This is a genomic window from Bacillus cytotoxicus NVH 391-98 (assembly GCF_000017425.1).
GTDB lineage: Bacteria > Bacillota > Bacilli > Bacillales > Bacillaceae_G > Bacillus_A > Bacillus_A cytotoxicus.
Genome location: NC_009674.1, coordinates 3437683 through 3463330 on the forward strand (window position 1 = coordinate 3437683; position 25648 = coordinate 3463330).

A 25648-nucleotide genomic window follows, 5' to 3' on the forward strand; every position below is an offset into this window, starting at 1 on the left:
GTTCTTTCTGCACCTTGAAATCGGTATCACTCTTAATTCTCGTGTTGCACTTGATACATTTTTAACATTTCAACCTCTTCATCTGTCAACTCACGGTATTGCCCAAGTTCTAATTCCTCATCTAACGTTAAAGGTCCCATCTCTACTCTCTTCAAGTAGACGACTTTTTTCCCAACAGCTTCAAACATACGCTTTACCTGATGGAATTTACCTTCTGTAATTACAAGCTCAATTTCAGATATATCATCACTGTTTAAAATGGTCAGTTCGCCAGGTTTTGTTTCATAGCCATCATCTAGAACAACACCTTTTGCAAAATCTTCCACATCTTTTTCTGTAACTACACCTTCTATATGTGCATAATATTTTTTTGGCACATGCTTTTTCGGTGATAGAAGCTGATGCGTCAACTTTCCGTCATTTGTTAATAGCAGCAAACCTTCTGTATCAATATCAAGTCTTCCAACAGGAAATGGATTAAAGATTGCATCTTCAAATTCCAGTAGATCAACAACTGTTTCATGATGATCGTCTTCTGTTGCAGAAATGACTCCTTGTGGTTTATGCATCATTAAATAAACAAACTCTTTATATTCAACAACTTCACCATAAATTGTTACTTCTTGCTTTTCTATATTCACATGAAACTTTGCATCTTTGACTGGTTTTCCATCAATCCTTACAACGCCGTCTTTCAATAATTTTTTTACTTCTTTTCTACTTCCATATCCCATATTTGCTAATAATTTATCTAATCTCATTCAATCACCTTCTTTATTGAAAAGGGACGCTACTTACGCCCCTTTTGATTTCATTTTTATTTTTAATTTACTGCCAAGTTTACGTTGAATCTTTTCTAATGCTTCTCCGCCAAATACTCTTTCAAGTACACCTGTACGAATTGCTAAATATCCATAAACAAGGCCGCCAATACATGCACAAATTATAGTAATAATAAGCGCACCCATACGACTTTCAGATGAGATAATCAAGGAGAGAATTCCTTGTGATAGTTTCACAACAACAACCATCACAAGAGTTAACACTGCAATTTGAAACGTTCTTTTATAGACAACGTCAAATGAGTAATGTGCATATCTTCGAATTTGTTTGTTCGTATACCAAATGGAAGCTAAGAATCCTACACCTGTTGCTAAAATAGCACCAACGGTTCCGAAGTAGCGAATAAAAATGACATTGCATAAAAACTTCAAGATAACCCCCATCACAAGAGCAATAATCGCATGTTTTTGCTGGTTAATCCCTTGTAAAATTGCTGCCGTTACTGTAAATAAGGCAAAAAGTAATGCAACTGGTGCGTACCACATTAACACTTGTCCACCAAGCGGATCTGCCTCATAAAATGCAGTGTAAATTGGATATGCCAATACCGAAATCCCCACAACTGCTGGTAATGTCAAAAACATGTTTGCTTGAAATGTTTGTGTAATCTGTAATTTTAAATAGCGGAATTGTTTTTCCGTAAATGATTTCGTGATCGCCGGCACAAGCGTTAAGCTAAAAGCTGTCGCAAGTGAAACAGGAATCATAATTAATTTGTGCGTCCACATTGTAAAAATCCCAAGTGCTCGCTCTGCAATATCCCCTTGTCCAATTGCCTGCATAATCGCATTAAATGTCAATGTATCAATTTGTTGATATAAAGGAATTGTTAGTCCAATTACGACATATGGAATCGCATAAGCAAATAACTCTTTAAACAATTGAAGCGTACTTACAGTTGATTCCGTCACTGTTTGTTCGATTAAATATTGATCAAGATGTTTTTTACGTTTCAACCAGTACCATATTAATACACCAAGCGCTCCAACAGCAGAAACAAATGCTGCAAAAGTCGCTACACCAACCGCTGTCGCCACAGATCCACCTATTATTTTAATAACAATGAAACTACCCACTAATAAGAAAACGATGCGGATAATCTGTTCAATAATTTGCGAAATTGTCGTTGGGCCCATTGATTGATGCCCTTGAAAATAACCACGAATTAAACTTGCTGCTGGTACAACAATAAGTGCAAAACTTACAAGACGAATAATCGTTGTAACCTCTTCTACACTACTGTGTATACTTTGTTTACCAAGCATTGCTTCGGCAAATAAAGGTGCACTTATATAAAGAACCAAGAACGAAAGCAGACCTGTTACGATCATCATAACCATTCCCGAGCGGAACATTCGTCTACTTGTTTTATAATCGCCAAGCGCATTGTATTTGGAAACAAATTTTGAAACTGCAAGCGGCACCCCTGCCGTTGCGATACTTAAAAAGATTGTATATGGAATGTATCCATATGTATAAAGCGTTCCGCCTTCTGTGCCTACTAATGCATGAAATGGAAAGACATAAATCATGCCTAAGAACTTTACAAGAAATGTTCCTAACGTCACAATAAGCGTTCCGCGCAGAAATTTTGAATCGGACATAAATAAATCCTCCTACATATGATAACGCTGAACTCTAACCTTTGTATTGTACCACAATCTTCGTTGAAACATCATCTCACTGTATTTTTCTTTTCTATAAAAACATGCTATTCTTTTAGGCAGGAACTGTAGAAAATGAGGTCGATTATTATGCATTATGATGTTATTGTCATCGGAGGAGGCCCTTCCGGACTGATGGCAGCAATTGGTGCTGCTGAAGAAGGCGCACGCGTCTTACTTCTTGATAAAGGAAATAAATTAGGACGCAAACTTGCAATTTCTGGCGGTGGACGTTGCAATGTAACAAACCGTTTGCCACTTGATGAAATTGTTCAGCATATTCCAGGAAACGGACGCTTTTTATATAGCGCTTTTTCTATCTTTAACAATGAAGATATTATTACATTCTTCGAGAATCTTGGCGTCAAACTGAAAGAAGAAGATCACGGACGCATGTTCCCTGCCTCTAATAAGGCGCAGTCTGTTGTCGATGCTTTATTAACACGATTAAAAGAATTAGGTGTGAAAACTCGTACAAATACACCTGTTGAAACCGTTGAGTATGAAAATGGTCAAACGAAAGCTGTCGTTTTGAAAACAGGAGAAATTCTAGAAACAAACCATGTTGTTATTGCCGTGGGCGGGAAATCTGTTCCTCATACCGGCTCAACTGGAGATGGGTACGCTTGGGCCAATAAAGCAGGACATACTATTACGGAACTCTTTCCAACAGAAGTGCCTATTCTTTCAAATGAACCATTCATTCAGAATCGTACGCTGCAAGGTCTTGCACTTCGCGATGTCAACCTTAGCGTTTTAAATCCGAAAGGAAAGATAATTATCTCTCATAAAATGGATATGTTATTTACACATTTCGGCATTTCTGGACCGGCCGCTCTTCGCTGTAGCCAGTTTGTTGTAAAAGCAATGAAAAAATTTAAAACAAATAACATTCAAATGAGCATCGATGCATTACCTGATGAAAATAATGAACAACTCTTCCAGCGCATGATGAAACAAATTAAGGAAGAACCGAAAAAGAGCATCAAAAATGTGCTAAAAGGCTATGTACCAGAACGATACTTCTTATTTTTATTAGAGCGCAATGAAATTGATGGGAGTCAGCAAGCAGGACAAGTATCTCACGAAAAAATCCGAGCACTTGCAAAAGATTTTAAAGAGTTCACCTTTGCAGTAAATGGGACGCAGCCTATTGAAAAAGCATTTGTGACAGGCGGTGGTGTTTCCGTTAAAGAAATTTATCCAAAAGAAATGGCTTCAAAATTAATGAACGGTCTCTATTTTTGCGGAGAAATTCTTGATATTCACGGCTATACAGGTGGCTACAATATTACATCTGCCCTCGTTACCGGTCGAATTGCTGGAATGACAGCAGGACAACGCGCCATTCTAGAAAGAAACGCTCATTAAGGACGCCGCCTTTTGCCATAAAGTATCGGTACACGGATATCCTTTGCCAAAAATCACAATCACCTAGCTCTCTTCAACAAAAAAGAAACAGACTTCCTGTTTCTTTTTTGTTGCTTTCTATAGCTTAGTACCTTTATATTTTATAATGTTGAATAATTGAAACAGAGGGGAAAACATATGAGAAAAAAAGTCATGATATCTTTAATGTTAATGACGTTTCTTTCCGCTGTGGAAGGAACGATTGTCAGTACAGCGATCCCTCGCATAACAAGCGACTTATCCGGCGTCGAACTTGTTAGCTGGGTATATGCCATTTATATGTTAGCAACAGCAGTTTCCACGCCAATTTACGGAAAGCTAGCAGATTTATTTGGTAGAAAAAAAGTACTTCTTATTGGTGCAACAATTTTCTTAATCGGTTCTGCGCTTTGCGGAGTTGTTACATCAATGGAACAATTAATTATTTTTCGTGCACTTCAAGGTATCGGAGCTGGCGCTGTTATGCCAATTACGATGACAATTATTGGAGACTTATATAGTGAGGCAAAGGAGCGTGCAAAAGCACAAGGTTGGATGAGTGCTGTTTGGGGTGTTTCTGGTGTTGTTGGGCCATTAGTGGGCGGCTTTTTAGTGGATTCCCTTTCGTGGCGCTATATTTTCTTCTTAAATGTGCCATTTGGAATTCTTGCCTGCTTCATGATTGTAATTTCCTACAAAGAATCTGTTCAATCAGCAAAACATCATATCGATTACACTGGGGCAACGATTTTTTCACTAGGTACAATCGCTTTACTATACGCACTTTTAACAGGAAGCAGTAAGCAAAACTGGGGAGATATCACGATTATTGGCCTACTAATCGGTGCCGCTATTGCATTTATTCTTTTCTTATTTATTGAAAAGAAATCTCCTGAACCATTAATTCCTTTAACACTTTTTTCGAACCGCACATTATCAACGGTGAACCTATTAACACTTATTGCAGGTGCAATGATTATTAGTATTACGATGTACCTTCCGATTTGGAGCCAAGGTGTATTAGGCAAAAATGCAACAGAAGCTGGACTTATTTTAATGCCAATTCCTGTTTTATGGACGTTTGGTTCCATTTTCTCTGGCAATTTAGTTGGTAAGTTACAAACGAAACAAATTATTTTAATTGGAGCTAGCATCTTATCCGTTGCTACATTCCTATTATTTACGTTATCAACTCATTCACCATCATTTCTTATTTATATAGCGGTAGGACTGTTCGGTTTAGGAATGGGACTTATTACACCGATTTATATGGTCACAATCCAAGCAGCCGTTCCTGCTCATACACGAGGTACAGCAGTTGGTTTAAATACATTTATCAATACATTCAGCCAAACATTAGGAGCTGCGATCTTTGGAACTATTTTTAATACTATGATCCATAAACAAGGAATCCAAAATGTTAATCTCGTCTCAGGCGGACACGGCGGAGCAACAAATATAGTAACAAAGTCACAGGAAGCACTAGCTTCTAGTGTACACGTTATTTATATGAGCACTTTCATATTAGCGGTGTTTACATTCATTATTGGTTGGCTTCTATTAAAGCCAGCTCCGCAAACAAGTAAATAATAAAGCGAGGATGACCTTCTGCGGTCATCCTCTTTTTACTGAAAGTACCCTATTACTCTTCATTTTCAACTATATATTTCAGCATGGACAATTTGTTATTCCAAAATTGTTCATAATACGAGGGCCATTCGCGTATTTCAGCTAACGGTTCCGGATGCAAACAATATATTTTTTCTCGTCCGCTCTTTCTCCCGCTTACTAAATTTGCCTCTGAAAGAATATGAAGCTGCTTTACCACAGCTGTTCGGCTTATCGAAAAGTGAGCAGTTATTTTCGAAATTGACAATTCTTCCTCAGTTAGTAAACGAAGGACTTCTCGGCGTGTTGGGTCAACAATCGCTTGAAATACATCATATTTTGCCGCTGCGGAAGACATTTATCCCTCAACAACTTTTTTCAGTTTTTCATTTACAATCGCTACCCAGCCACCAGCCATTCTATCACGAATAACAGATACTTTTTCATTTGCTTTCGCAATTGTCTCCTCAGGTTGTTTCCATCCACTATGAATAAGAGTAAATTCTGTTTTATCTCCTAAGTCTTTCAATATAAATGAAACGATCCAACCATCTGTATCCCATGAAAAAACGACACGATTCGGTTCATCAATTTCTAATACTTTACACGGTGATGGCCCAAAAGGCGACTGTACATAAAACTCATGTCCCACCTTTGGTTCAAAGTTATTTGGCATAAACCAAGAGGCAATCCCTTCAGCAGTGGATACTTTATCCCATACTTTTTGAATTGGTGCATGAAAAATAGCGGTCTGTACAATATCTTGTACCATATCTTTTTGTTTCATTTTCTCTCTCCTTTATTTCACTTCAAAACGTAACACTTTTTCGTTTCATTTTTGTACAATATAACACCTTTTAGGGGCACGGCAACGATTCCTTCTTTTTGGGGCCACTCATACCCAAAATTAGAATTCAAAGGGTATATGCCTCTGTTCAAATCGTTTTAATTATATTAACTTAAAAAACAAATAAAAAGACATCTTTTGTGCCTTTAATTTAGTTACCCAATGAAAATTCCTAATTAGATCTAGATTCCATTAGAAATTCTAAGAGTAATTTTTTTAATTCATATTATATTTATAACAAATTTATAAATTTTTAACTAAAAAGACAACAATATTATGTAAAATATGTATACTCCATACAATCCAAAATGCTGAAATTTTAGTATGTCCATTTTCTTTTTTCTTTGTATAAGTCCAATAAGAGTATGCAAATACCCATCCCATAATTCCAGCATATAACATATAAGTATAACCAAAACTATGGCTCAATCCAAATATACAAGCTGAAATAAAGATAATTGATTTGTTATATTTTTCAATACCAGGGATTAATTTCAAAATCCAAAATATAAACATTTGATATAGAACTGTTTCTAATAAAGGTGCAATGATTATACCATCCACTATTTGAATCGATAAACCTTCATCTTCAATAGAATTTTGTTGTATGCCACCTGGTATAAAGCTGGTTGGCATTGGTAACAAGAAAGATGCAAGAGTCATGATTAGAATAAACCATAGTGGTTTTAAATGGTATAAATAATGTTGTATCTTCTGGATCATTGATATACTCTCCTATTGTACATTTATAAATATACTATCTATTAATTTTTATAAGACAGTTTGTAAATCTAAGTACGACAGTTCCTCTCGAAACGCTTCGTAGGCCGTTTTCCACTGTAAACATTTTCTGGGTCTATGATTTATAAGAAGTAGTGCTTGATTCAATTGTTCTTGTGAAACAAGGCTCAAATTTGTTTTTTTCGGATAAAACTCCCGTAATAGGCCGTTTGTGTTTTCGTTACTTCCTCGTTGCCAGTAAGAATAGGAATCGGTAAAGAACACTGCGATTTTCAAATCTTTTTCCACTCGTTGATAACGCGAAAATTCTTTTCCTCTATCAACTGTAGCTGTTTGTAAGGCAGTGGCTGGATACATGGAAGCCATTTGTTTGATGGCGCATTCCATAGATTCCGCTGTTCGATCTGGAATCACAATCGCTTGATAATACCGTGTTTTCCGTTCTACAAAGGTCGCAAAACATCCTTTCCTTTTACCACGACTTGAAACGATCGTGTCCATTTCCCAATGACCAAATGTTTCTCGTTTCTTTACTTCAGAAGGCCGTTTTTGAATAGATTTCCCTATATTGAAACGTCCGCGAGTTTCTCTCGGTTTTTGGCGTTTCCCCTTTTGTCTTAAGACAGAAAGATCCTTTGTAAATAACTTTCCTTGATACAGCCAATTATAGATAGTTTTAAAGGATAAGATACCTTTTAGACAACCGTACTGGATTTGTTCGGGCGACCAAGTTGCATTTCATTTATCTTGAATTTGTTTCACCAGTTCTAAAGACCATTTTCCGGTTGACTTACAGTTTTTACGACGCTTCACATATTTTTCTTGTGCTTTTTCACTGTAATATTCGCCGTCTTCATGAGTATTTCTTTTCAATTCTCGTGCAATAGAAGAGTGATGACGCTTCAGAATGGCACCAATTTCTCTAGTTGAATGACCTAATTTATGAAGTGCTTCTAGTTGTCCAAGCTCATACCCGTCCTCCGTGTAATTTGTGGTGTGGTAACTTCTATTTTACACGAAACGAGGTGAGCTTTTTGTTTTTTCTAAGTGTCGCACTTAATAATACAATCCGTCATAAAAATAAAATTAAATATTTGATTTCATTTTAATTACTTCTATAAATTCTTCAATATTCTGGTTCAATATTTGTCCAAACATTATATATTCATCTTTGTAGTAAATTATTATTTTCTTATCAAAGATTTTTCTCTTTTTTTCTATGGATAAGATTTTCTCATATTTGAATTCTTCAATTAATTCATTTTTAAAATGCATGGATGCTTGTCCATAAAATATAATTCTTTTATTAGTTGCAAGCAATATTCCTGGACGTGGAGTATTATTCGTAACTATGTAACCAGTTACTGAACATGTTAAAGTAGCTAAAATATTTTCCTGATCATCTAATAATCTTTTCGCTTCTTTTAGAATTTTGTTCATATTACATTATCCTTTTTAATTTTTGTTAAAAATAGCTCTATATTTTCTTTCAATATGTTTAAATGATGGCTTAGTTCATTATTTATGTTTTTATCTTCAATTGCGGAAAATAAACGAAAAGCTTTTTGATAATTACCGATTTGGAGATATGTCATCCCTAATATTCGATATACATGATCCCCCTTAGTATTAATCGTGGAATATGGAAAGTCTATAGACTTTATATGATTCAAACAATCTTCTACAAAATAATATCTTTGTGATAAGTTGCTACTCATTTCATTTAATAACTTATAATACCAACCATCTAGACAATATGGGTATAAAGAGATTAATTTCTTTATAACAGTGTCTAGTTTATCCAACTTGTTATTTTCACTATAAATTTGGGCAAGTAAAAGTAAGGAGTATAAATGATATTGCTCTGGATTGTTATCATAATTATGATACTTCATTCCATTATTAATTATATCAATAACTTCTTTATCTCCGTAACCACCAAAATTTTTTTCACGTGCTAAAAAATAATACCCTCTAATATTATCAGGTTCGATTTGTATCATTTTTTCTTGTAATTTTATATTTCTATTTAATTTATCTTTTGTTTCTATAACCTCGGATGTGTATCCATCATGATGAATTACAAAATCTGTCATTATATGAAATAAATCCTGTCCTCTTTTGTTTATATCGTATCTCAATTCTTCATGGATGAGCCCAAAAAATTGTAGCTGATCTTTCTTTTTTAGTATTCTCTTTGTAAACTCTAATTCTGTATTATCATGATTTATTATTTTGGGACTTATTACTAATGGAGATATAGGAAAATCATAAAAAACTTGTAAGAATTCTTTCAAATCCACTTGATTTCCTAATAAAAATTCATCTGCGTCGATTTGGATTATCCAATCACCAGATGAATAGTCAACTAATGTATTTCTGCAAAAAGAAAAATCCTCTTTCCATTGTACAGTATGCAATGTTACTTCTGGAAATGACTTGATTATGATATCTCTTGTCTTATCTGTGGAACCACTATCTAAAACTATAATTTCATCTGCTAAATATTTTATACTTTCAATACATCTTGCGATACATCTTTCTTCATTTTTAGTAGAATCTTTAAATGGAATTTCAACTGTAAAATCTTATAACGCTGAAAAAGAAGTTTTTTTTCAAACAGAAAGGCGATTTGTAAATTTATTGAAGCATGTATTTAAAAGAGGATTATTATCCAATCTACAAGGTTCTATTAAAATGGGAATTGAATTAATTGGGGGTACGGTAATACTTTGGATTGGAGCCATGCAAGTATTACAAGGAAACATGACGATTGGCGAATTAATTACATACAATGCACTTCTAGCTTATTTTCTAAATCCTATTGAAAACTTAATTGGGATTCAACCTGTTATGCACTCTGCATTAGTTGCTGGAGAAAGGCTAAATGAAATATTTGACTTAGATATAGAAAAAAATGAACGGGAACAACATAAAGCATCTCCTAACCAGATATCTGGAAAAATAGAATTTTCAAATGTCACATTTCGTTATGGAGTACGTAAAAATGTGTTAAACAAATTAAATTTTTCTATTAAACCAGGCAATCAAGTAGCATTTGTAGGGGGAAAGTGGTTCAGGGAAAACAACAATCTCAAAATTATTAATGCATTATTATGAGCCTCAACAAGGTGATATATATTATGACAATTTTCATATTAAGGAGATAAATCGAACTGCTTTACGAGATCGGATTGCCTATGTTTCACAAGAATCGTTTTTCTTTAGTGGCTCTATTTATGATAATTTGAGATTTGGACTAGATCGACCGGTTACACTAGAAGAAGTCATACAAGTATCTAAACAAGCTTGTACCCATGAATTTATTAGTGAATTGCCGTTACGTTATGAGACTCGTTTAGAGGAGAATGCTTCAAATTTATCAGGAGGACAAAGACAGCGATTGGCTATTACAAGAGCATTGTTGAAAAAACCAGATATTTTAATTTTAGATGAAGCAACAAGTAATTTAGACTCTACAACAGAAAAACATATTACAGATATGTTAAAAAGACTAGGCTCTCAAGGGATAACTGTAATTATGATTGCACATCGATTAAGTACAATTCAACATGCAAATCAAATCTGTGTAATGGAAAAAGGGAGTATTATAGAACATGGTTCTCACGAAGAATTATTGTTCCAGAAGGGTGAATATTATCGTCTATGGAAAAATCAAACAGTTCATGTAGAACATATTGAAGCTGAATATTCTGCAATGAGGGGTGTTCAATATGAGTAAGATTTATAATCTTGATCAATTAACGGATAGTGTAGAGTTATTAGAAAAGACCCCCCCTCGTTTTATTACTTGGTTACTAGGAGTTCTTTTTTTGACTCTTTTAGGGTTTATAATTTGGGCTTATGTGGGTAAAGTTGATATTGTTAGTAAAGGAACAGCCATTGTACAAGGGAAATCTGATATGAGCACAATTAGAACACAAATTGTCGGTGTTATAGAAAATATTTCTGTTCATTCGGGTGATGAAGTGAAAAAAGGTGACATTTTGATTCAATTAAAAAACCAGGAATTATTAGATAAACAAAATCAATTTAAACAAATTGTTAAACAATTAGAAAAACAAAAAGAAATGTTAGAACAGTTAAGAAATAGTATTCAATCTCACAGGTTATCTTTTAATGATAGCGTTGATGAAAAAATACGTGAAGAATACAAAGCATATGAGCAAAACTATCAATCTTTACAAAATGAAAAAGAGAATGAGATACAAGAGATAGTTAATAACAAAATATCAGATGAACAAGATGAATTTTTACAAGGATTGATTGTGGAAAAAGAAAATATTCAACGAGAAATCAAATCTGTGAAAAAACAAAAAGATAAAGAACATATGTTAGATGAACAAAAACAAGCTTTAGATGATAAAATTGAATCCTTAGAATCTCAACAAACTAGTATAGATAAAAGAATAAATCAAAGAAAAATAACATTAGAAAGTGAAAGAAAAAAACTTGAAACAATAAAAGAAGGAAAACAAGAGAAAAAAAAAGATTCATTAAATCAATATATACAAAACACCATTGTCTCTGTAAATCATCGCATCCAGTCTGTAGAACAAGAGATTTTTGTTAAAAAACAAGAGTTAGATGGATTGCGTAATCAAAGTCAAATGACGGTTGTGAAGGCTCAAAAAGAGGGAATTGTACAATTCTCTTCAATTCTACAGCCTGGTGATTTGATTAATGCAGGACAAGAATTAGTTTCAATAATTCCAAAAGAAAATGAAAAAAAATAAAAATATTGTTACCAGCCCAAGAAATGAAAGGTATTAAAATAGGAGACAAAGTACAGTATTCATTTAAATTAAAGAAAACTGATAAGCAAATAGGAAAGGTAACTTATATATCAGCAAATCCTATCTTTGATAAAGATACAAAAACGTATATGTATGAATTAGAAGCAACAATTAATACGAAAGAATTAATTGAACTATATACAGGGATGGTAGGTTCTTCATCTGTAGTAATTGATGAAGAACCTATTTGGAGGGTTCTACTGAGAAAGCTAGACCTTATTTCAGATTAAATTTAATCAAGCTCTCATAAAGACCTCTCCATTAAGTTAAGAAACAGTCAACTAGTCAACTATTTCAAATTAGAAGTAGTTGACTGTTTTTTTATCAGAGTGTTTTTTGCAATACCAAAGTGGTTCTTACGGACTTTTGGTGAATTGCTCTTTTGTGTACTACATTGATATAATAAAAGAAAAGGAGTGAACCATGATGTACCCTATCTGTTGGTTAAGTCCAGATCCTTTTCTCGAATTGATAGATGTATCTACAAAAGACCGTCATCTTCGTTTCATTGTAAAAAGTAATCGTATTTCCGCAAACTGTCCATCTTGTCATTCTATTTCTTCTCGTCGTCATAGTCGTTATACCCGCCTTATACAAGATCTTCCTATTACAGATCAAACCGTCATTCTTCTTATTTTACACAAGTGGTTTTGTAATAATTCTTGTTGTTCTATTAAGGTTTTTACAGAACAATATGAATGGGTAGCCCCCAACGGACGTCGCACACTTCGTGCAGAAAAAGTTTTACGAAAAATTGCATTTTCTACAAGTTGCTTAACTGGAGAGAAAGTTGCTCGTGCCATATATCTTCCAATCAGTCATGATATTGTTCGTAAAACTCACATAGGTACAAAGGTGTCTCCCTTTCATTGGTGTAGATAATTTTGCTTTCCGTAAAGGACGGACATACGTATGGGACACTTATTTGTGATCTACGTCATCATAGACCATTAGCGCTATGACCGAATCGTTCTCCTGAAACACTAACGGAATGGCTGAAACACCATCCTCACATTCAAGTCGTGAGTCGCGATGGTTTTACAAGTTTTCGGCAAAGAATTTCTAACGCGAATTCTTCTATTCTTCAAGTATATGATCGCTGGCATTTTATTAAAAATGCTAGGAAACATTTAGATACGTTCCTCTTGTCAGCCGTTCCTTCTACTATTACTTGGAATGAACCTTCATCTATTTCCATTGAAACAGCGTTAACAAAAGCAGAAAAAATAAAACTCATACGCAATGGGACTTGATTCAAGAAATAAAGGAAGCCCATCGCTCCGGGAAATCTATCAATTCCCTAACGAAAGAATATCATTTAAATTGGAGAACAATTAAAAAATACATAAAAATGATGACTCCACCTACTACCAATCGTTGTCGCATCAGTCCAGCTCAAGGGTATCTTGAATCTATTATTCGTCTTGAAAAAGAGGGAAAAACACTTAAAACGATTGATCCACTTATCCGTAAGAAGGGGTATAACGGCACCTTTTCGGCTGTGCGCACACTTGTTGAAGGGATAAGGCGCAAACAGAAACATGCTAATTACCCATCTCCTACCTATCAAATAGCTAGAAAACGTCTTGCCAGATGGTTTTGGATTCATCCCAATCATCTGAATACCTCAGAAAGAAGGGATTTAGAGCGGTGTTTCGAAAAATATCCTAATCTCCAAACTGTTTATGAAGTCATACAAGAGTATCGTGCAATGATAAAACAATCTGATTATGAAGGATTTTTGCAATGGCTAAGAAAACAACTTTCCCATAAAGAACAACCCTTTTATTCATATGCCCGTCATTTACGCAACGATTTACAAGCCGTGAAGCATGCCTTTCTTCTTCCCTATAGTAATGGCTTGTTAGAAGGACAGGTAAATCGCTTGAAATCAATCAAACGAATGTTGTATGGGCAAGCTGGTTTAGCTATATTGCAAAAACGCATGTTATATAAATTCTGATTTATTATTTTGAAAGAATAAAATTTTATACGGTAACAACGTTATATGAGATTTCACCAAATCTGCGTAAGAACCACTTATTAAACTTACGCACTTTTGGTGAAGGAATACAAGAAATGGCATAGTAAGATAAAAAGGAGAATTCCATTTTATGCATATTGTTATTCCTTCATTTGAAGGTATTGAACTTATGTCTTCGTTTCAAGCGGCCCACACTCATGTTTATATCCTAAAATCCATCTATAAATCATGCCCCTGCCCTTCTTGTGGAAAGATTTCATCACGAGTACATAGTCTTTATACACGTTTTGTTCAAGACCTAGCTATTCAACAAACATCTATTCACCTACAATTACAAGTAAAGAAATTCTTTTGTGATAGCCCAGCATGCTCGACACGGATATTTACCGAGCGATTCGCATGGCTTCAATCATATCAACGAAAAATTATAAAATACAATCATCTAATTGCAAATTGTGTCATTTTTTATAACGTCTTTCAACTCACTCATATCCTGCATGAATACATCCAAGAAGGAAATGAATTAGACGAAGAAGTGCTATCTGATTTGAGCCCATACCTTGCCTTCCATATAAATCGATTCAGGAAATATGGATTGGACGATAATCGTCAACCACCCGATATCAAATTTGATATGGCCATTTCACCTAATGGGTTAAAAGCTGCAAATTAAACAAAAATAGCCACAATCTATTTATAAATAGACTGTGGCTATTTTAAGTGGACCCAAAAGAAGGAATCGTTGCCGTGCCCCTTTTAGTTTCATGTCAACAATATGCATTCTAGACTGTTGAGAAATTCACAACATTTTTTCAACAGGACAAACACACTCTCAACATTTCCTCATAATATGCTCACAAAGGTAAATAAAAAAGAAAACCTTCACGCATCATTTACGATGCGTGAAGGTTTTATCTACCTTACTTGCTTTTAGTCTCTCCTCCTTCCCTTGAGATTAATAAGCAAACAAATATAAATTGTGAGGTATGTCCACAACTTATATTGCTCTATGAACAGGTAGTACTTCCTCAGCATTTTAAACATGACAATGTGGCGAGAATCTCCCTCTACTACTTGTTCCCTTTTTTCAATCAGCTATAAAAAATTACTGTAAAATAAAGGAGAGGAAAGTTATGTACTACTGCATTAGTTGTTCTGAAATCCATCTAAAAAAAAGTAACAATGATAAAATATTTAAAAATGGTTTTTACATCGATCCTTTTTTAGGTGAACGTTATCACCTAGGTATGTGTAAAAACATACATGATGCCAAAGCTGAGGAAGTTGTTCTACCAGAAGCGAATACTAAAGCAGCTCCATCTATTATGAATACTTTGCCAACACATGTTCTCCCTACTTAAAAACATAAAAAAGAGCTGGAAAACTCCGGCTCTTTTTTATGTTTTATAGACGATCATTGCAGAAAAACAATAAATTTGATTTTCATCATCATTAATTGAAACCCCAACTTGATATTTAATATCTATCAGTTGTTCATCATTCAATTTCTTTAAAAAAACATTCACAGCATCTTCTAAATCTTTTTCATGACTTTCGTCAAATACTTTAACGCGAATCATTTGAACACCATCCTAGATCGCAGCTCTCCGCCACTAATTGATTGCCACGGTGCGTATCTATGATGCGATAAAATTTTCCACCTTCATGTACATATCCGTCTTCTAACACATACTGTTTTTCTTCATTATTGACATAAAATTTACCTATCATAAATTTACTTGTATATAACTCCAAGTAATCTGCTTTAAATTTCGCTACTACATGATTTGTAATATCGATTTTAATTGTGCGTCCCACCTTTTCTCCCTCCTTTAACAAAGAACGGATTTAAGTATATTGTATTAACGATTTTACATTTTATGCTTCCTTTTAAGCGGATATGCCCTGTATTTTCACCATGATATCCTCACTCTGTCTCTTCTCATCCCCCTCAAAAAAACAACGCCTTCCTATTGACCAACAACTAACCGATATGGTATTATATAAAATTTGACTTTTTAAACCTCCAGATGTTATACTAAAACTAGTTACAACATCTGGAGGTGGATGATTTGTTTCAAATTGGTGATAAAATTGTTTACCCTATGCATGGAGCTGGAATCATTGAGGCCATTGAAGATAAAGAAGTGTTAGGCAAGACACGTCAATATTGCGTTATACACATGGTGATTAGCGATATGCAAGTAATGATTCCTATGGATAAAGTTCAAGATTCTGGCATACGTTATGTCGTAGATCAAACAACATTAAATCACGCTTTAGTTGACGTTCATAACGGAGCCCCAGACAAATCACTGTCATGGAAACAAAGATATACATTAAATATGGAAAAGATGAAAAGCGGTGATTTTGTAGACGGAGCTGAAGTCGTACGTGATTTACTCCACCGCAATAAAGAAAGAACATTAAATGCGAGTGAAAAACAAATGTTAGACAATGCACGCAGAATCTTAATTAGTGAAGTAGCACTTGTTCAAAATGTTTCTGAAAATCAAGCAACAGATTTCTTACAAAACACGATTAATCATTAATAAATACACATCTACAACGCAAACATAGTCAAACGCTTTTTTTTTGCGTAAAAATTATTGCTAATTATAAATATCCTAAAGTTTCAGCTTAGAAAAAAGAAGAGACGCCTAGATGGGCGTCTCTTCTTTTTTTATAAGTTTATACATAATCTACATTTCATAAAACGTTACATTTTCAATCTAATCATTGATGAAAAATATTGAGCAGTTTCAGTATACCATCACGATCAATTATAGCTCTATGCAATGTTGCATATAAAGAAAACTTGAATCAGTGTAGCTTTCTTTATTCCCACGTAAGACTTCATCTATCTTCCTCGCTTCTCTCTCAATCTTGAGATGGGAGTCTTACTACTCTAAAATAGCGGAATAAACTGATAAATATTGTATATAGATGCTTCCAACGATTAATACAAAATGTTATTTCACTTTATAATATTGTATTCTTACCCTTTTGCAATTCCTAGCATAATTCCAGCTCCAATAATGAAAAGAATCCCAATGATAATAGCAATAAATTGACGCTTTGTCTTCTTTTCACCTAATATAAAAATTCCACCTAAAGTTGAAATCACAATTCCCATTTGTGAAAGAGAAAAACTAGTTGCTACTCCTACGCGTGGTTGTGAAATAAATAAAAACATATTTCCAGCTGCCCAAATTAGACCTGGAATGATATTTCGAATCGCATATTTATTAAATGGTTTATGCCGAAATGTTAATAAAATACCCCCTATTACCATTCCAATTGCTTGCGGCAATAAAGCCGACCATCCATTTACATGGAATAGGCGTATAACTACGACATATACCAAATACCCAAAAGTTGAAACAAGTAAAATCATAATTCCTTTTTTAAAAGTTCCTGCTTGCGCTTCATTCTTTTCTTCTTTACTCTGAAGTGATGTCAACACAATCCCAACAATGATACAAATGATTGCTAGAATACCTAATACAATAGATACAGTTGTTGACCATTCACGAAAAATTAAAACGCCAAATAAAGTCGTCGCGACTAATTGCATCCCTGTTGAAATCGGCATTGTTTTCGAAACGCCCATTAAATCAATACTTTTTAATTGATTTGCTTGCCCAAGCGCCCAAAATAAGCCCGATACAATTCCTACACCAATCACTACCGGCGTTATTACTGGTTGTACAAAGATATAAATACCTATTGAAAAAATAAGTGCACCTAATGTTGTTCCGAACGTTTGGCTGTAGGGGCCTCCACCAAGTTTCACATTAAAAAGTACAATGCTTCCCCAAAATAAAGCAGGTAAAATCGCTAAAAAGATATCCATTTTCCCAAACCTTTCTATGCTAAAATCTATAACATTTTATCGCCTTTATATTCCCCTCAATCTTTTCAAACAATACAAAAAACAGCAGGCTTCTAGTTTTCCAACTGAAACCATGCTGCTCTCTTTTTCAAACAATGGAATTATTTATTATTTAGCATAAGTAATAGCTTTTCTTGACTATACATCCAAACTGTAATAATGAGACAAGCAAGTGCCACTTCTGAAAGTGCCATAAATCCAATTGCATAATGACCTGTTAATTGGAACAGTACTGTTAAAATAAGCGGAGGGAAAAATCCACCTAATCCACCTAATGCTGCAACAAGCCCATTTACAACCCCTGCTTGCTTAGAAAAATACATCGGTACAAGTTTAAAGACTGTCCCATTTCCAATTCCTGCACAAAACGCAACGAGTAAACAACCAAATGTATAGACATTCATGCTTGGCATAAATGATAAAATAATACCCGATAACGTCAATCCAATAAATACAAAGATTAAAATTTTAAATGGATTAAACTTATCACCAAGCCATCCACCTATCGGGCGCATAATTGTTGCTAATACAATAAATCCAGCTGTTCTCATACCTGCATCGACTTTTGCTAATCCAAAGTGAGACACTAAAAAGTTTGGTAAGTACACCGTAAAAGCAACAAATGATCCAAACGTTAAGAAATAGAAAATGCATAAAAACCAAAGTTTCTCATTTTTATACACACCTTTTAATTGTTCTAATAATGGTGTGTTCACTTTTCTTTCATTGCGATCACCTAATAAGAAATTTAATAACGCAAACAATGCTAATAAAATTAAAAATGACTGTACAGTTGCTCTCCAACCAAATGAACTTGCAATGACTGGTGCTAAAAAAGAAGTAATTGCTGTTCCTGCATTTCCCGCCCCATAAATACCATTTACAAAACCGTGACGTTCTTTTGGATAATATTTCGGTAATGACGTCACACCTACAGAAAATACAGCGCCACCAATTCCTACGAATAGACCACCAATAATTAAATCCATCATAGAGTTTGCAATACTAATATAAAAAACAGGGAACAGTAAAATAATAAAACTGATAAAGAATAATTTTCTTGCTCCATATCGGTTTGTCCAATACCCAATTGGTATTCGAAGCACCGATCCTAAAATAACAGGTACTGCTGTTACAAGGGAGATTTGCCCTGCCGTTAACGTAATATCTGTTTTAATAAATGGCATTAACGAAGATAAAATCACCCATACCATAAAACCAATAATAAGATTAGAAGTTTGTAAACCTAACTGAAAATTCGGACTTCTCATCTCTTTCCGCCTCCTAATTTGTTCAATGTTTCACAATTTTATATTCATTCCCTCCAGTCTAATCACGTGATCTCGTGATTAGACTGGAAAAAATCAACCTCCACTTACAGGTGGAATAAGTGCAACAACATCGCCTGCTTGAATGGTATCCGTATCATTTGCATATTCTTCATTAATTGCAACCATAATTTGCTGGTCAACTGATACATGATACTCTTTTGTAAGAAACTGTTTTAACTCTGTAACTGTTATGTTGTCACAGTCTATTTTCAATTCACTTGTTCCAGCTTCTTCTTGCAAATGTGCGAACAATAATACTTGAATCATAATTCCAGCTCCTTTCCCGGTTCTCCATCTGGATACGATACTCTTTCTAATTGATCACCAATCCACGAATTGCCATCTTCCCAAAATTCTTTTTTCCAAATGGGCACAATTTGTTTGATGCGTTCCATAATATACTCATTCGCCTCATAAGCAGCTTTTCGATGCGGTGTTGATACCGCAACAACAACTGCGATATCAGAAATTTGAAGTGTACCAGTGCGATGCGTAATCGCAACATGTGTCCCTGGCCATTTTTCTTTCACTTCCGCACCAATTTTTGCAAGCATTTTTTCAGCCATTGTTTTATAAGCGACATACTCTAAATATAATGTACGACGCCCTTTCGTAAATTCCCTAACAGTCCCAATAAAGGTTGTTACTGCGCCGCATTCTCGGCTAATCACTTTATTTGTTACTTCTTCAATTGAAATCGGTGTATCAATTACTTCATAATACGTATATGTCATTTTGCACCCCTTACCATTTCTACAAGCCATTTCATATAAGAATCGGCATCTGTTATATGAAAAATTTTATATGTTTTTTGTAACTGTAAAATCGCTTCATCCCAGACAATAACAGCTTTTATGTTATCCACCTGTTCCAATAAAGACATATCATCTAGCGAACGAAGTAAGACAATTTTCGGATATGATTCTGTTTTATATCCTTCTATTAAAATGAGATCTACTGCAAAGAATTCATATAACTGAATTACATCCTTTAACATCCAATGATTACGAAGTGCTGAAAGAGATAACAATCCAGCTCCTTCTACAGCACTTACAACTGCACCTGCTTGTCTATGCCGTTCACTATCTTTTTGCGAAAGTTCAGGAAACCCACCATGTCCATGATGCTTAATTGTGGCAACTTTCCTTCCTTCACTTGAAAAAGCATGAACTAACTTCTCCATTAATGTTGTTTTCCCACTATTTTGATATCCTACTATTTGTAAGATTGGAGTGGCTCTGCCCATGGCCATTCACTTCCTTGACTCGAATCAAGCAATAGAACCGAGACGGTCATACCTGTTTCGAACCCTCGCGTTCCTCCTGGTAATACAATGAATGCATTTGCCTCTGCAAGACATGATACAGCGCTCGACTTATCCAATCCTACCGGAGTTACATGTAACATACCATTTACAATGCTTACTTTTCCCCTTACAAAACGTGTGAATGGATTTGCTTTTGGGAAATCTTTTTGCAAAACGGCATCTGCGCGATATACATGTGGTTCCTTTGCATAAAGATGCGTTTGTATAACTGGGTGAACAAATAATTCGAACCCAACATAACAAGCTGATGGATTACCCGATAATCCGAATAATAGCTTTCTCCCCACTTCCGCTACTGTTGTCACACTACCTGGTCTCATGGCAACCTTATTAAATAGTACATTCGCCTGTAATCGTTCATAAATAGCAGGTAAATAATCATAATCCCCTACTGAAACACCGCCGGTTGTAATTAAAATATCAACTTCATCCAGTGCCGCTTTCACAGCTTCATAGCAGGCATCCAATTGATCTGCAAGTTGCCCATAATATCGCACTTTTCCGCCTGCTTTCATAATTTGAGCTGCAATCATATAGGAATTACTATTTCGAATTTTTCCCAGTTCAAGTGGTTCATACACTTCTAACAGTTCACTTCCAGTTGTGATAATTCCAACAACTGGTTGTTTTACAACATGAACGGAACTGTATCCAAACGTTGCTAATAACGCTGCCACACCTGGATTTATTCTCGTTCCTTTTTTCACGAGCACATGATTTTTCTTTATATCTTCACCTTTAAATGAAACATTATCTCCTGCTCGAAAAGAACGTTTCAACTTCATATATGTTTTTCCATCTCTTGTACAAACTTCTGTCAACTCTAACATAACAACAGCATTACATCCTTCTGGAATCGCTGCTCCTGTCATAATTCGAACAGCTTCAAATGCTTTCACTTCTCCTTGAAAAACAGACCCTGCTCCGATCTCTCCCACTACTTGAAATTCAATTGGATTACTTTGACTTGCCTCTTTCGTATCTTCTGCCCGAATTGCGAATCCATCATAAGGAGAACGATTGAAATAAGGTACATCGTGATCAGCTACAACATCCTCTCCAAGCACTCTTCCATAACTCTCCATAAGAATCGTCTCTTCTATTTCACCGCGCTGAGCATATTTCATCACTCTCTTTACTGCTTCAGCAACTGGAATTGGTACTCGTTTTTCTAGCATTTTTTCACCCCTGTTTGCAAAATATCACATCTTGATTACACTTTATATTGTACAATGCTAACCATACTAGCAATTACTTCAAGGAGGAATTCCATGTCTTCATTTACTCATTTTAATGACCAAGGCCGTGCTAAGATGGTCGATATTAGTGATAAAAAAGTAACAGTGCGCACTGCAATTGCTTGTTCTAGCATCCTTGTTACAAAAGAAATTTATGATAAAATCTCCCATCATGAAATTGGGAAAGGAGATGTACTAGGCGTCGCTCAAATCGCTGGTATTATGGCGGCAAAACGTACTTCTGATGTTATTCCAATGTGTCATCCCTTACTTTTAAAAGGAGTCGATGTTTCCTTTGATTGGAAACAAGAAAAAAAACAATATCGTTTACTTATTGAAGTAAAGGTAAAAACAGAAGGAAGTACAGGCGTTGAAATGGAAGCTTTAACAGCCGCTTCTATGACTGCTCTTACCGTGTATGATATGTGTAAAGCTGTCGATAAAGGAATGATTATCGGTGAAACATATCTTCTCGAAAAAACAGGAGGAAAAAGCGGCGACTATCTTCGAAATTCATAAATATAACGCATCCGCTAAACCTAAAGGTCGCCTTTAGGTTTAGCCTATATACCTTGTATATAATCGCTTCGCTTCTGCCTTATCATTTGTCCCATGAACAAACGCTCTACCATCCTTAAAGAGAACAAAACGATACTCCTCGATGAAAAAGGATAATAAATACGGTGTTACTTGAATATCCATGTTTTTTTGTAAGCGCTTTTTAATTTCTTCTAGATTAAGAGATTTCGAAACGCCAGGACGGATTTGAACCGTATTTCGCCCACATAATACTTCGGTTTTCATTTGTGATTCAAATGCCAAACTTGGGTACGTACGTAACTTGCCACAAGATGGGCAGCTCTCTTTTTTCTGCCTATTCACTTTAAATGCCATATGTTGATTATTCCAAACATCAAATGACAACATTGTCTCCCGAAGTGCTCCAAAATCTTCTACTAATATTTTTAAAGCTTCGGTTACTTGATGTGCAACGACCATTTGTACCGCCGGCTGTATTACCCCTGCCGTATCACATGTGGCACCGCTTGTCGGATGCTCCATCAAACAGCGAAAGCACGGTGTTTTTCCTGGAAGAATTGTATACGTTACGCCATAACTACCAACACATCCTCCATATATCCAAGGTACATTATATTTTTGTGAAATATCATTAATAAGAAGACGCGTATCAAAATTATCTGTTGCATCTATTATTAAATCTATACCTTGAATGAAATCTTCCATCTCTTGTATCGCCACATCTGTCACAACTGGAATAATCTCAACTTCAGAATTAATCTTCTGTAAATGTTCTGCAGCTGCAATCGCCTTTGGCTTATATTGCTTGGCATCTTCTTCTGTATATAATTGCTGCCGCTGCAAATTGCTCCACTCGACATAATCTCGATCCGCAATTGTCAATTTTCCGATTCCTGCTCTAGCAAGAGCTTCAGCATTGGCGGCACCAAGAGCTCCAGCACCAATAAGCAATACATGCTTTTCTCTTATTTTCCTCTGTCCATCTTCACCAATACTTGAAAATAACATTTGCCTTGAATATCGGTCCTGCAATGTTTTCCCTCCCTTCTTATCCTCCAATATAAGACATTTCAATTTTCGCACGATTTTTCGCGCTTTCTTCCGTCCGCTCATCAGAATATCGGTCTTTTCGATATCTCCATACATCTTGTATGACTTGTAATAACTCATTATCAGAACAATTGGTTCTAAGCAACGCTCTTAAATCCGTACCTTCTGTCGCAAACAAACACGTATAAAACTTTCCATCAGCTGAAATTCGCGCTCTTGTACATGAAGAACAAAATGATTCAGAAACAGAAGTGATAAATCCAACTTCCACATCACTTCCTATGTAACAATAGCGCTTTGCGACCTCTCCGAAATAGTGTGGTTCAGCGGGTTCAATCGGATATACATTGCCAATCATCTCAATTAATTCTTGTTTTGTAACTACCTGTTCGAAATTCCATCCGTTCGTACTCCCAACATCCATAAATTCAATAAAACGAAGTGGTATTCCCTGTTCTTTAAAACAAGTAGCCATTGGAAGAACTTGACTATCATTCATTCCTTTTTTCACAACCATATTTACCTTTACTTCAAGACCGACCTCTTTAGCAGCTATAATCCCTTTTAACACAGGTTTCGTACTAACATTCCGTCCATTTATTTTCTGAAATACATTATCTTCTATCGCATCCAGACTAACGTTTACTCGCTGCAAGCCTGCTTCCTTTAATGCTTTTGCTTGTTTTGTCAAATGTATACCATTTGTTGTTAGTCCAATATCCGTTATACCATCCAGACTTGCTAGACGCTTAATCAGCTTCGGTAAATCTTTTCGAAGTAATGGTTCTCCACCTGTAAGTCTAATTTTCTTTACACCTATGCCAGCAAATAATTTTGCTAATCTTTCAATCTCATCAAATGTAAGTAAAAATTCTTCTTGTAAAAAAGCATAATCTGGTCCAAATACTTCAGCCGGCATACAGTACGTGCATCTAAAATTACAGCGATCTATAACTGAAATCCGTAAATCTTGAAGCGGGCGCCCGAAAGAATCCCTCACCTTCTCGTGCATCGTCACCCCTCCTTTTTGCTTCATTCATATCTTTCTTCATTCTATTATAATATATTTTTGAACTGTGATGTTTTAGCTCATGTTCTTTGTTTGCTTTCCATATTTTATTTGCCTTCATCATAATCAAGTAATCTAATATTTGTTGTGATATTTCTCACATCATATGCGCCATTCAAAAATTCTTCACAAATCCGTTCGTAATTTGTTCACATTGAAAGAAAAATTCCCCATAAAAAAACCTTGAAACAAACTGTCTCAAGGTGAATACTGTCTATTTATTGAATCAAATCATGATTATAGTGGTTCTCCTTATCAGTCATCCACTACTAAAAGTTTTCGTTACTTTTTTAAATAAGCATACTAAAAAAACGAGTATCAAAAAAATAGATTAAATAATAAAGGACTTCCTATATTATTATACTTAAACAGGTGTTTGCATGAAACATCTACTTTTTTATATTATACAGGAAATATTACTTGCATTTTCATCATACTTATACTCACAATAAAGGATAGACTGCTCGAAAAAGAAAGGTGATTGCTGTGACAAATCGTACGGCATTATCAAATGATTTAAAAGAACTACTTGCATCTGTTGAATATAAAATGAACGTCAGCAAAGGAAGCTATATTTTTCAAGAAGGTATAGAAGCAAAAGAACTCTATATCATTCGATCTGGAAAAGTACAAATTAGTAAAATTAGCGCTGATGGACAAGAATTAACACTTCGCATTTGTTCAAAGGATGATATTATCGGAGAATTAACACTATTTGCAGATCATGCAAAGTATTTATTAAATGCAAAATGTCTCGAAGAAGTTGAGATTGGTGTAATAAAACGAGATGCCTTAGAAAAAGCATTGCTTCAAAAGCCAGCTCTTGCATTTGAATTTATGAAATGGATTAGTGAACATCTAAGAAGAATGCAAACAAAATTTCGTGATTTAGTATTGCATGGAAAAAAAGGTGCTTTATATTCCACGCTCATTCGCATGACAAATAGTTACGGTATTTTAAAAGAAAATGGGATCTTGATTGATTTGCCTTTAACAAACCAAGAGCTTGCTAACTTCTGTGCTACTTCACGCGAAAGTGTCAACCGTATGTTAAATGAATTAAAAAAACAAGGAATCCTTTCTATTCAGAAAGGAAAAATTACAATTCATAATTTACAATTTTTAAAATGTGAAATTTCTTGTGAAGATTGTCCCTCTTCTATTTGTAGTATTGAGTAGTCTCTCTATGTGAGAGGCTACTTTTTCTTTTCTCCTTCACTCTACACGAAAAACACATGATGAAATGTGAAAAACACCACACTCTTACGAAATGATTTTTGACAATCTGTTGAACTGTGATAGATA

The 25648-nt window shown here is 34.9% G+C and carries 27 protein-coding genes and 3 pseudogenes; 12 read left to right on the plus strand and 18 right to left on the minus strand.

Annotation, left to right across the window (positions count from 1 at the left end):
• Window positions 1-32: 32 nt before the first annotated feature.
• Both BCER98_RS16965 and BCER98_RS16970 read right to left on the minus strand, forming a co-directional pair.
• Window positions 33-761, minus strand: coding sequence for a pseudouridine synthase (locus BCER98_RS16965; protein WP_012095829.1), 729 nt, complete (start codon window positions 759-761; stop codon window positions 33-35).
• A gap of 33 nt (window positions 762-794) precedes the next feature.
• Window positions 795-2447: a putative polysaccharide biosynthesis protein gene (locus tag BCER98_RS16970; protein ID WP_012095830.1), complete on the minus strand. Its 1653-nt coding sequence runs from the start codon at window positions 2445-2447 to the stop codon at window positions 795-797.
• A gap of 150 nt (window positions 2448-2597) precedes the next feature.
• On the opposite strand from BCER98_RS16970, the gene BCER98_RS16975 reads away from it, so the two are divergent.
• On the plus strand, window positions 2598-3878 hold the full coding sequence (locus BCER98_RS16975; protein ID WP_012095831.1) for a BaiN/RdsA family NAD(P)/FAD-dependent oxidoreductase: 1281 nt from the start codon (window positions 2598-2600) through the stop codon (window positions 3876-3878).
• Window positions 3879-4055: 177 nt separating this feature from the next.
• Complete coding sequence (locus BCER98_RS16980) at window positions 4056-5486, plus strand: MDR family MFS transporter (protein ID WP_012095832.1); 1431 nt, start codon at window positions 4056-4058, stop codon at window positions 5484-5486.
• Window positions 5487-5538: 52 nt separating this feature from the next.
• Here the strand turns inward: BCER98_RS16980 and BCER98_RS16985 are convergent, their stop codons facing one another.
• From BCER98_RS16985 to BCER98_RS17010, 6 genes and pseudogenes are all read right to left on the minus strand, one after another.
• A complete protein-coding gene (locus BCER98_RS16985) occupies window positions 5539-5862 on the minus strand; it encodes an ArsR/SmtB family transcription factor (protein ID WP_012095833.1) in 324 nt (107 codons plus the stop codon).
• Window positions 5863-6291: an SRPBCC family protein gene (locus BCER98_RS16990; protein ID WP_012095834.1), complete on the minus strand. Its 429-nt coding sequence runs from the start codon at window positions 6289-6291 to the stop codon at window positions 5863-5865.
• 303 nt (window positions 6292-6594) lie between these two features.
• Window positions 6595-7074: a CPBP family intramembrane glutamic endopeptidase gene (locus tag BCER98_RS16995; protein WP_012095835.1), complete on the minus strand. Its 480-nt coding sequence runs from the start codon at window positions 7072-7074 to the stop codon at window positions 6595-6597.
• Between the two features lie 48 nt (window positions 7075-7122).
• Window positions 7123-8061, minus strand: a pseudogene (locus tag BCER98_RS17000) (IS30 family transposase); the annotation flags it as partial.
• A gap of 117 nt (window positions 8062-8178) precedes the next feature.
• Window positions 8179-8532: a PH domain-containing protein gene (locus BCER98_RS17005; RefSeq protein ID WP_012095836.1), complete on the minus strand. Its 354-nt coding sequence runs from the start codon at window positions 8530-8532 to the stop codon at window positions 8179-8181.
• Complete coding sequence (locus BCER98_RS17010) at window positions 8529-9665, minus strand: tetratricopeptide repeat-containing glycosyltransferase (protein ID WP_081428406.1); 1137 nt, start codon at window positions 9663-9665, stop codon at window positions 8529-8531. Before BCER98_RS17010 ends, BCER98_RS17005 begins: the two co-directional genes overlap by 4 nt.
• On the opposite strand from BCER98_RS17010, the pseudogene BCER98_RS17015 reads away from it, so the two are divergent.
• The 7 genes and pseudogenes from BCER98_RS17015 to BCER98_RS17045 all read left to right on the plus strand — a co-directional run.
• Window positions 9631-10834, plus strand: a pseudogene (locus BCER98_RS17015) (peptidase domain-containing ABC transporter); the annotation flags it as partial. The gene BCER98_RS17010 and the pseudogene BCER98_RS17015 overlap by 35 nt on opposite strands.
• Window positions 10827-12139: pseudogene (locus BCER98_RS17020) on the plus strand (HlyD family efflux transporter periplasmic adaptor subunit). The pseudogenes BCER98_RS17015 and BCER98_RS17020, both read left to right, overlap by 8 nt.
• 193 nt (window positions 12140-12332) lie before the next feature.
• Complete coding sequence (locus tag BCER98_RS17025) at window positions 12333-12791, plus strand: transposase family protein (protein ID WP_012095838.1); 459 nt, start codon at window positions 12333-12335, stop codon at window positions 12789-12791.
• A 140-nt stretch (window positions 12792-12931) separates the two neighbouring features.
• Window positions 12932-13162 (plus strand): hypothetical protein, encoded by a 231-nt coding sequence (locus BCER98_RS21385; RefSeq protein ID WP_012095839.1) that lies wholly within the window; start codon window positions 12932-12934, stop codon window positions 13160-13162.
• Window positions 13159-13872, plus strand: a complete 714-nt coding sequence (locus BCER98_RS17030) for a transposase (protein ID WP_012095840.1) — start codon at window positions 13159-13161, stop codon at window positions 13870-13872. The genes BCER98_RS21385 and BCER98_RS17030 overlap by 4 nt, the downstream gene beginning before the upstream one ends.
• Before the next feature lie 151 nt (window positions 13873-14023).
• Window positions 14024-14566 (plus strand): Tn3 family transposase, encoded by a 543-nt coding sequence (locus tag BCER98_RS23255; protein ID WP_012095841.1) that lies wholly within the window; start codon window positions 14024-14026, stop codon window positions 14564-14566.
• 460 nt (window positions 14567-15026) lie between these two features.
• On the plus strand, window positions 15027-15254 hold the full coding sequence (locus BCER98_RS17045; RefSeq protein ID WP_012095842.1) for a DUF3973 domain-containing protein: 228 nt from the start codon (window positions 15027-15029) through the stop codon (window positions 15252-15254).
• A 36-nt stretch (window positions 15255-15290) separates the two neighbouring features.
• Here the strand turns inward: BCER98_RS17045 and BCER98_RS17050 are convergent, their stop codons facing one another.
• Together BCER98_RS17050 and BCER98_RS17055 are read right to left on the minus strand one after the other, a co-directional pair.
• Window positions 15291-15473, minus strand: coding sequence for a sporulation protein Cse60 (locus BCER98_RS17050; RefSeq protein WP_012095843.1), 183 nt, complete (start codon window positions 15471-15473; stop codon window positions 15291-15293).
• Entirely contained in the window at window positions 15460-15711 is a 252-nt protein-coding gene (locus BCER98_RS17055; RefSeq protein ID WP_012095844.1) for a DUF2553 family protein, read from the minus strand. The genes BCER98_RS17050 and BCER98_RS17055 overlap by 14 nt, the downstream gene beginning before the upstream one ends.
• Window positions 15712-15965: 254 nt before the next feature.
• Here BCER98_RS17055 and BCER98_RS17060 point away from each other — a divergent pair, with 254 nt between their 5' ends.
• Window positions 15966-16445 carry a CarD family transcriptional regulator gene (locus BCER98_RS17060; protein ID WP_012095845.1) on the plus strand — a complete coding sequence of 160 codons (480 nt, stop codon included), beginning with the start codon at window positions 15966-15968 and terminating at the stop codon, window positions 16443-16445.
• 446 nt (window positions 16446-16891) lie between these two features.
• On the opposite strand, the gene BCER98_RS17065 is transcribed toward BCER98_RS17060, so the two are convergent.
• The 6 genes from BCER98_RS17065 to BCER98_RS17090 all read right to left on the minus strand — a co-directional run bounded on the left by BCER98_RS17065 (window position 16892) and on the right by BCER98_RS17090 (window position 21624).
• Window positions 16892-17749 (minus strand): GRP family sugar transporter, encoded by an 858-nt coding sequence (locus BCER98_RS17065; protein ID WP_012095846.1) that lies wholly within the window; start codon window positions 17747-17749, stop codon window positions 16892-16894.
• Window positions 17750-17889: 140 nt separating this feature from the next.
• Window positions 17890-19059, minus strand: a complete 1170-nt coding sequence (locus BCER98_RS17070) for a nitrate/nitrite transporter (RefSeq protein WP_012095847.1) — start codon at window positions 19057-19059, stop codon at window positions 17890-17892.
• A 93-nt stretch (window positions 19060-19152) separates the two neighbouring features.
• Window positions 19153-19386 carry a molybdopterin converting factor subunit 1 gene (gene moaD, locus BCER98_RS17075; protein WP_012095848.1) on the minus strand — a complete coding sequence of 78 codons (234 nt, stop codon included), beginning with the start codon at window positions 19384-19386 and terminating at the stop codon, window positions 19153-19155.
• Window positions 19383-19853 carry a molybdenum cofactor biosynthesis protein MoaE gene (locus BCER98_RS17080; RefSeq protein ID WP_012095849.1) on the minus strand — a complete coding sequence of 157 codons (471 nt, stop codon included), beginning with the start codon at window positions 19851-19853 and terminating at the stop codon, window positions 19383-19385. Before BCER98_RS17080 ends, moaD begins: the two co-directional genes overlap by 4 nt.
• Complete coding sequence (mobB, locus tag BCER98_RS17085; protein ID WP_012095850.1) at window positions 19850-20371, minus strand: molybdopterin-guanine dinucleotide biosynthesis protein B; 522 nt, start codon at window positions 20369-20371, stop codon at window positions 19850-19852. Before mobB ends, BCER98_RS17080 begins: the two co-directional genes overlap by 4 nt.
• On the minus strand, window positions 20335-21624 hold the full coding sequence (locus BCER98_RS17090; protein ID WP_012095851.1) for a molybdopterin molybdotransferase MoeA: 1290 nt from the start codon (window positions 21622-21624) through the stop codon (window positions 20335-20337). Before BCER98_RS17090 ends, mobB begins: the two co-directional genes overlap by 37 nt.
• Window positions 21625-21717: 93 nt before the next feature.
• Between BCER98_RS17090 and moaC the strand changes: the two genes are divergently transcribed.
• On the plus strand, window positions 21718-22203 hold the full coding sequence (gene moaC / locus BCER98_RS17095; protein ID WP_012095852.1) for a cyclic pyranopterin monophosphate synthase MoaC: 486 nt from the start codon (window positions 21718-21720) through the stop codon (window positions 22201-22203).
• Window positions 22204-22242: 39 nt separating this feature from the next.
• On the opposite strand, the gene BCER98_RS17100 is transcribed toward moaC, so the two are convergent.
• On the minus strand, window positions 22243-23256 hold the full coding sequence (locus BCER98_RS17100) for a molybdopterin-synthase adenylyltransferase MoeB (RefSeq protein WP_012095853.1): 1014 nt from the start codon (window positions 23254-23256) through the stop codon (window positions 22243-22245).
• A gap of 16 nt (window positions 23257-23272) precedes the next feature.
• Window positions 23273-24286: a GTP 3',8-cyclase MoaA gene (moaA, locus tag BCER98_RS17105; RefSeq protein WP_012095854.1), complete on the minus strand. Its 1014-nt coding sequence runs from the start codon at window positions 24284-24286 to the stop codon at window positions 23273-23275.
• A 543-nt stretch (window positions 24287-24829) separates the two neighbouring features.
• Between moaA and BCER98_RS17110 the strand changes: the two genes are divergently transcribed.
• Window positions 24830-25522 carry a Crp/Fnr family transcriptional regulator gene (locus BCER98_RS17110; RefSeq protein WP_012095855.1) on the plus strand — a complete coding sequence of 231 codons (693 nt, stop codon included), beginning with the start codon at window positions 24830-24832 and terminating at the stop codon, window positions 25520-25522.
• Window positions 25523-25648 lie beyond the last annotated feature (126 nt).

Excerpts from the sequence above, each read along its gene's own strand:
- BCER98_RS16965 (WP_012095829.1), bottom strand. The coding sequence starts at position 761 with ATGAGATTAGATAAATTATTAGCAAATATGGGATATGGAAGTAGAAAA.
- BCER98_RS16970 (WP_012095830.1), bottom strand. The coding sequence starts at position 2,447 with ATGTCCGATTCAAAATTTCTGCGCGGAACGCTTATTGTGACGTTAGGA.
- BCER98_RS16975 (WP_012095831.1), top strand. The coding sequence starts at position 2,598 with ATGCATTATGATGTTATTGTCATCGGAGGAGGCCCTTCCGGACTGATG.
- BCER98_RS16980 (WP_012095832.1), top strand. The coding sequence starts at position 4,056 with ATGAGAAAAAAAGTCATGATATCTTTAATGTTAATGACGTTTCTTTCC.
- BCER98_RS16985 (WP_012095833.1), bottom strand. The coding sequence starts at position 5,862 with ATGTCTTCCGCAGCGGCAAAATATGATGTATTTCAAGCGATTGTTGAC.
- BCER98_RS16990 (WP_012095834.1), bottom strand. The coding sequence starts at position 6,291 with ATGAAACAAAAAGATATGGTACAAGATATTGTACAGACCGCTATTTTT.
- BCER98_RS16995 (WP_012095835.1), bottom strand. The coding sequence starts at position 7,074 with ATGATCCAGAAGATACAACATTATTTATACCATTTAAAACCACTATGG.
- BCER98_RS17005 (WP_012095836.1), bottom strand. The coding sequence starts at position 8,532 with ATGAACAAAATTCTAAAAGAAGCGAAAAGATTATTAGATGATCAGGAA.
- BCER98_RS17025 (WP_012095838.1), top strand. The coding sequence starts at position 12,333 with ATGATGTACCCTATCTGTTGGTTAAGTCCAGATCCTTTTCTCGAATTG.
- BCER98_RS23255 (WP_012095841.1), top strand. The coding sequence starts at position 14,024 with ATGCATATTGTTATTCCTTCATTTGAAGGTATTGAACTTATGTCTTCG.
- BCER98_RS17045 (WP_012095842.1), top strand. The coding sequence starts at position 15,027 with ATGTACTACTGCATTAGTTGTTCTGAAATCCATCTAAAAAAAAGTAAC.
- BCER98_RS17050 (WP_012095843.1), bottom strand. The coding sequence starts at position 15,473 with ATGATTCGCGTTAAAGTATTTGACGAAAGTCATGAAAAAGATTTAGAA.
- BCER98_RS17065 (WP_012095846.1), bottom strand. The coding sequence starts at position 17,749 with ATGGATATCTTTTTAGCGATTTTACCTGCTTTATTTTGGGGAAGCATT.
- BCER98_RS17070 (WP_012095847.1), bottom strand. The coding sequence starts at position 19,059 with ATGAGAAGTCCGAATTTTCAGTTAGGTTTACAAACTTCTAATCTTATT.
- moaD (WP_012095848.1), bottom strand. The coding sequence starts at position 19,386 with ATGATTCAAGTATTATTGTTCGCACATTTGCAAGAAGAAGCTGGAACA.
- BCER98_RS17080 (WP_012095849.1), bottom strand. The coding sequence starts at position 19,853 with ATGACATATACGTATTATGAAGTAATTGATACACCGATTTCAATTGAA.
- mobB (WP_012095850.1), bottom strand. The coding sequence starts at position 20,371 with ATGGCCATGGGCAGAGCCACTCCAATCTTACAAATAGTAGGATATCAA.
- BCER98_RS17090 (WP_012095851.1), bottom strand. The coding sequence starts at position 21,624 with ATGCTAGAAAAACGAGTACCAATTCCAGTTGCTGAAGCAGTAAAGAGA.
- moaC (WP_012095852.1), top strand. The coding sequence starts at position 21,718 with ATGTCTTCATTTACTCATTTTAATGACCAAGGCCGTGCTAAGATGGTC.
- moaA (WP_012095854.1), bottom strand. The coding sequence starts at position 24,286 with ATGCACGAGAAGGTGAGGGATTCTTTCGGGCGCCCGCTTCAAGATTTA.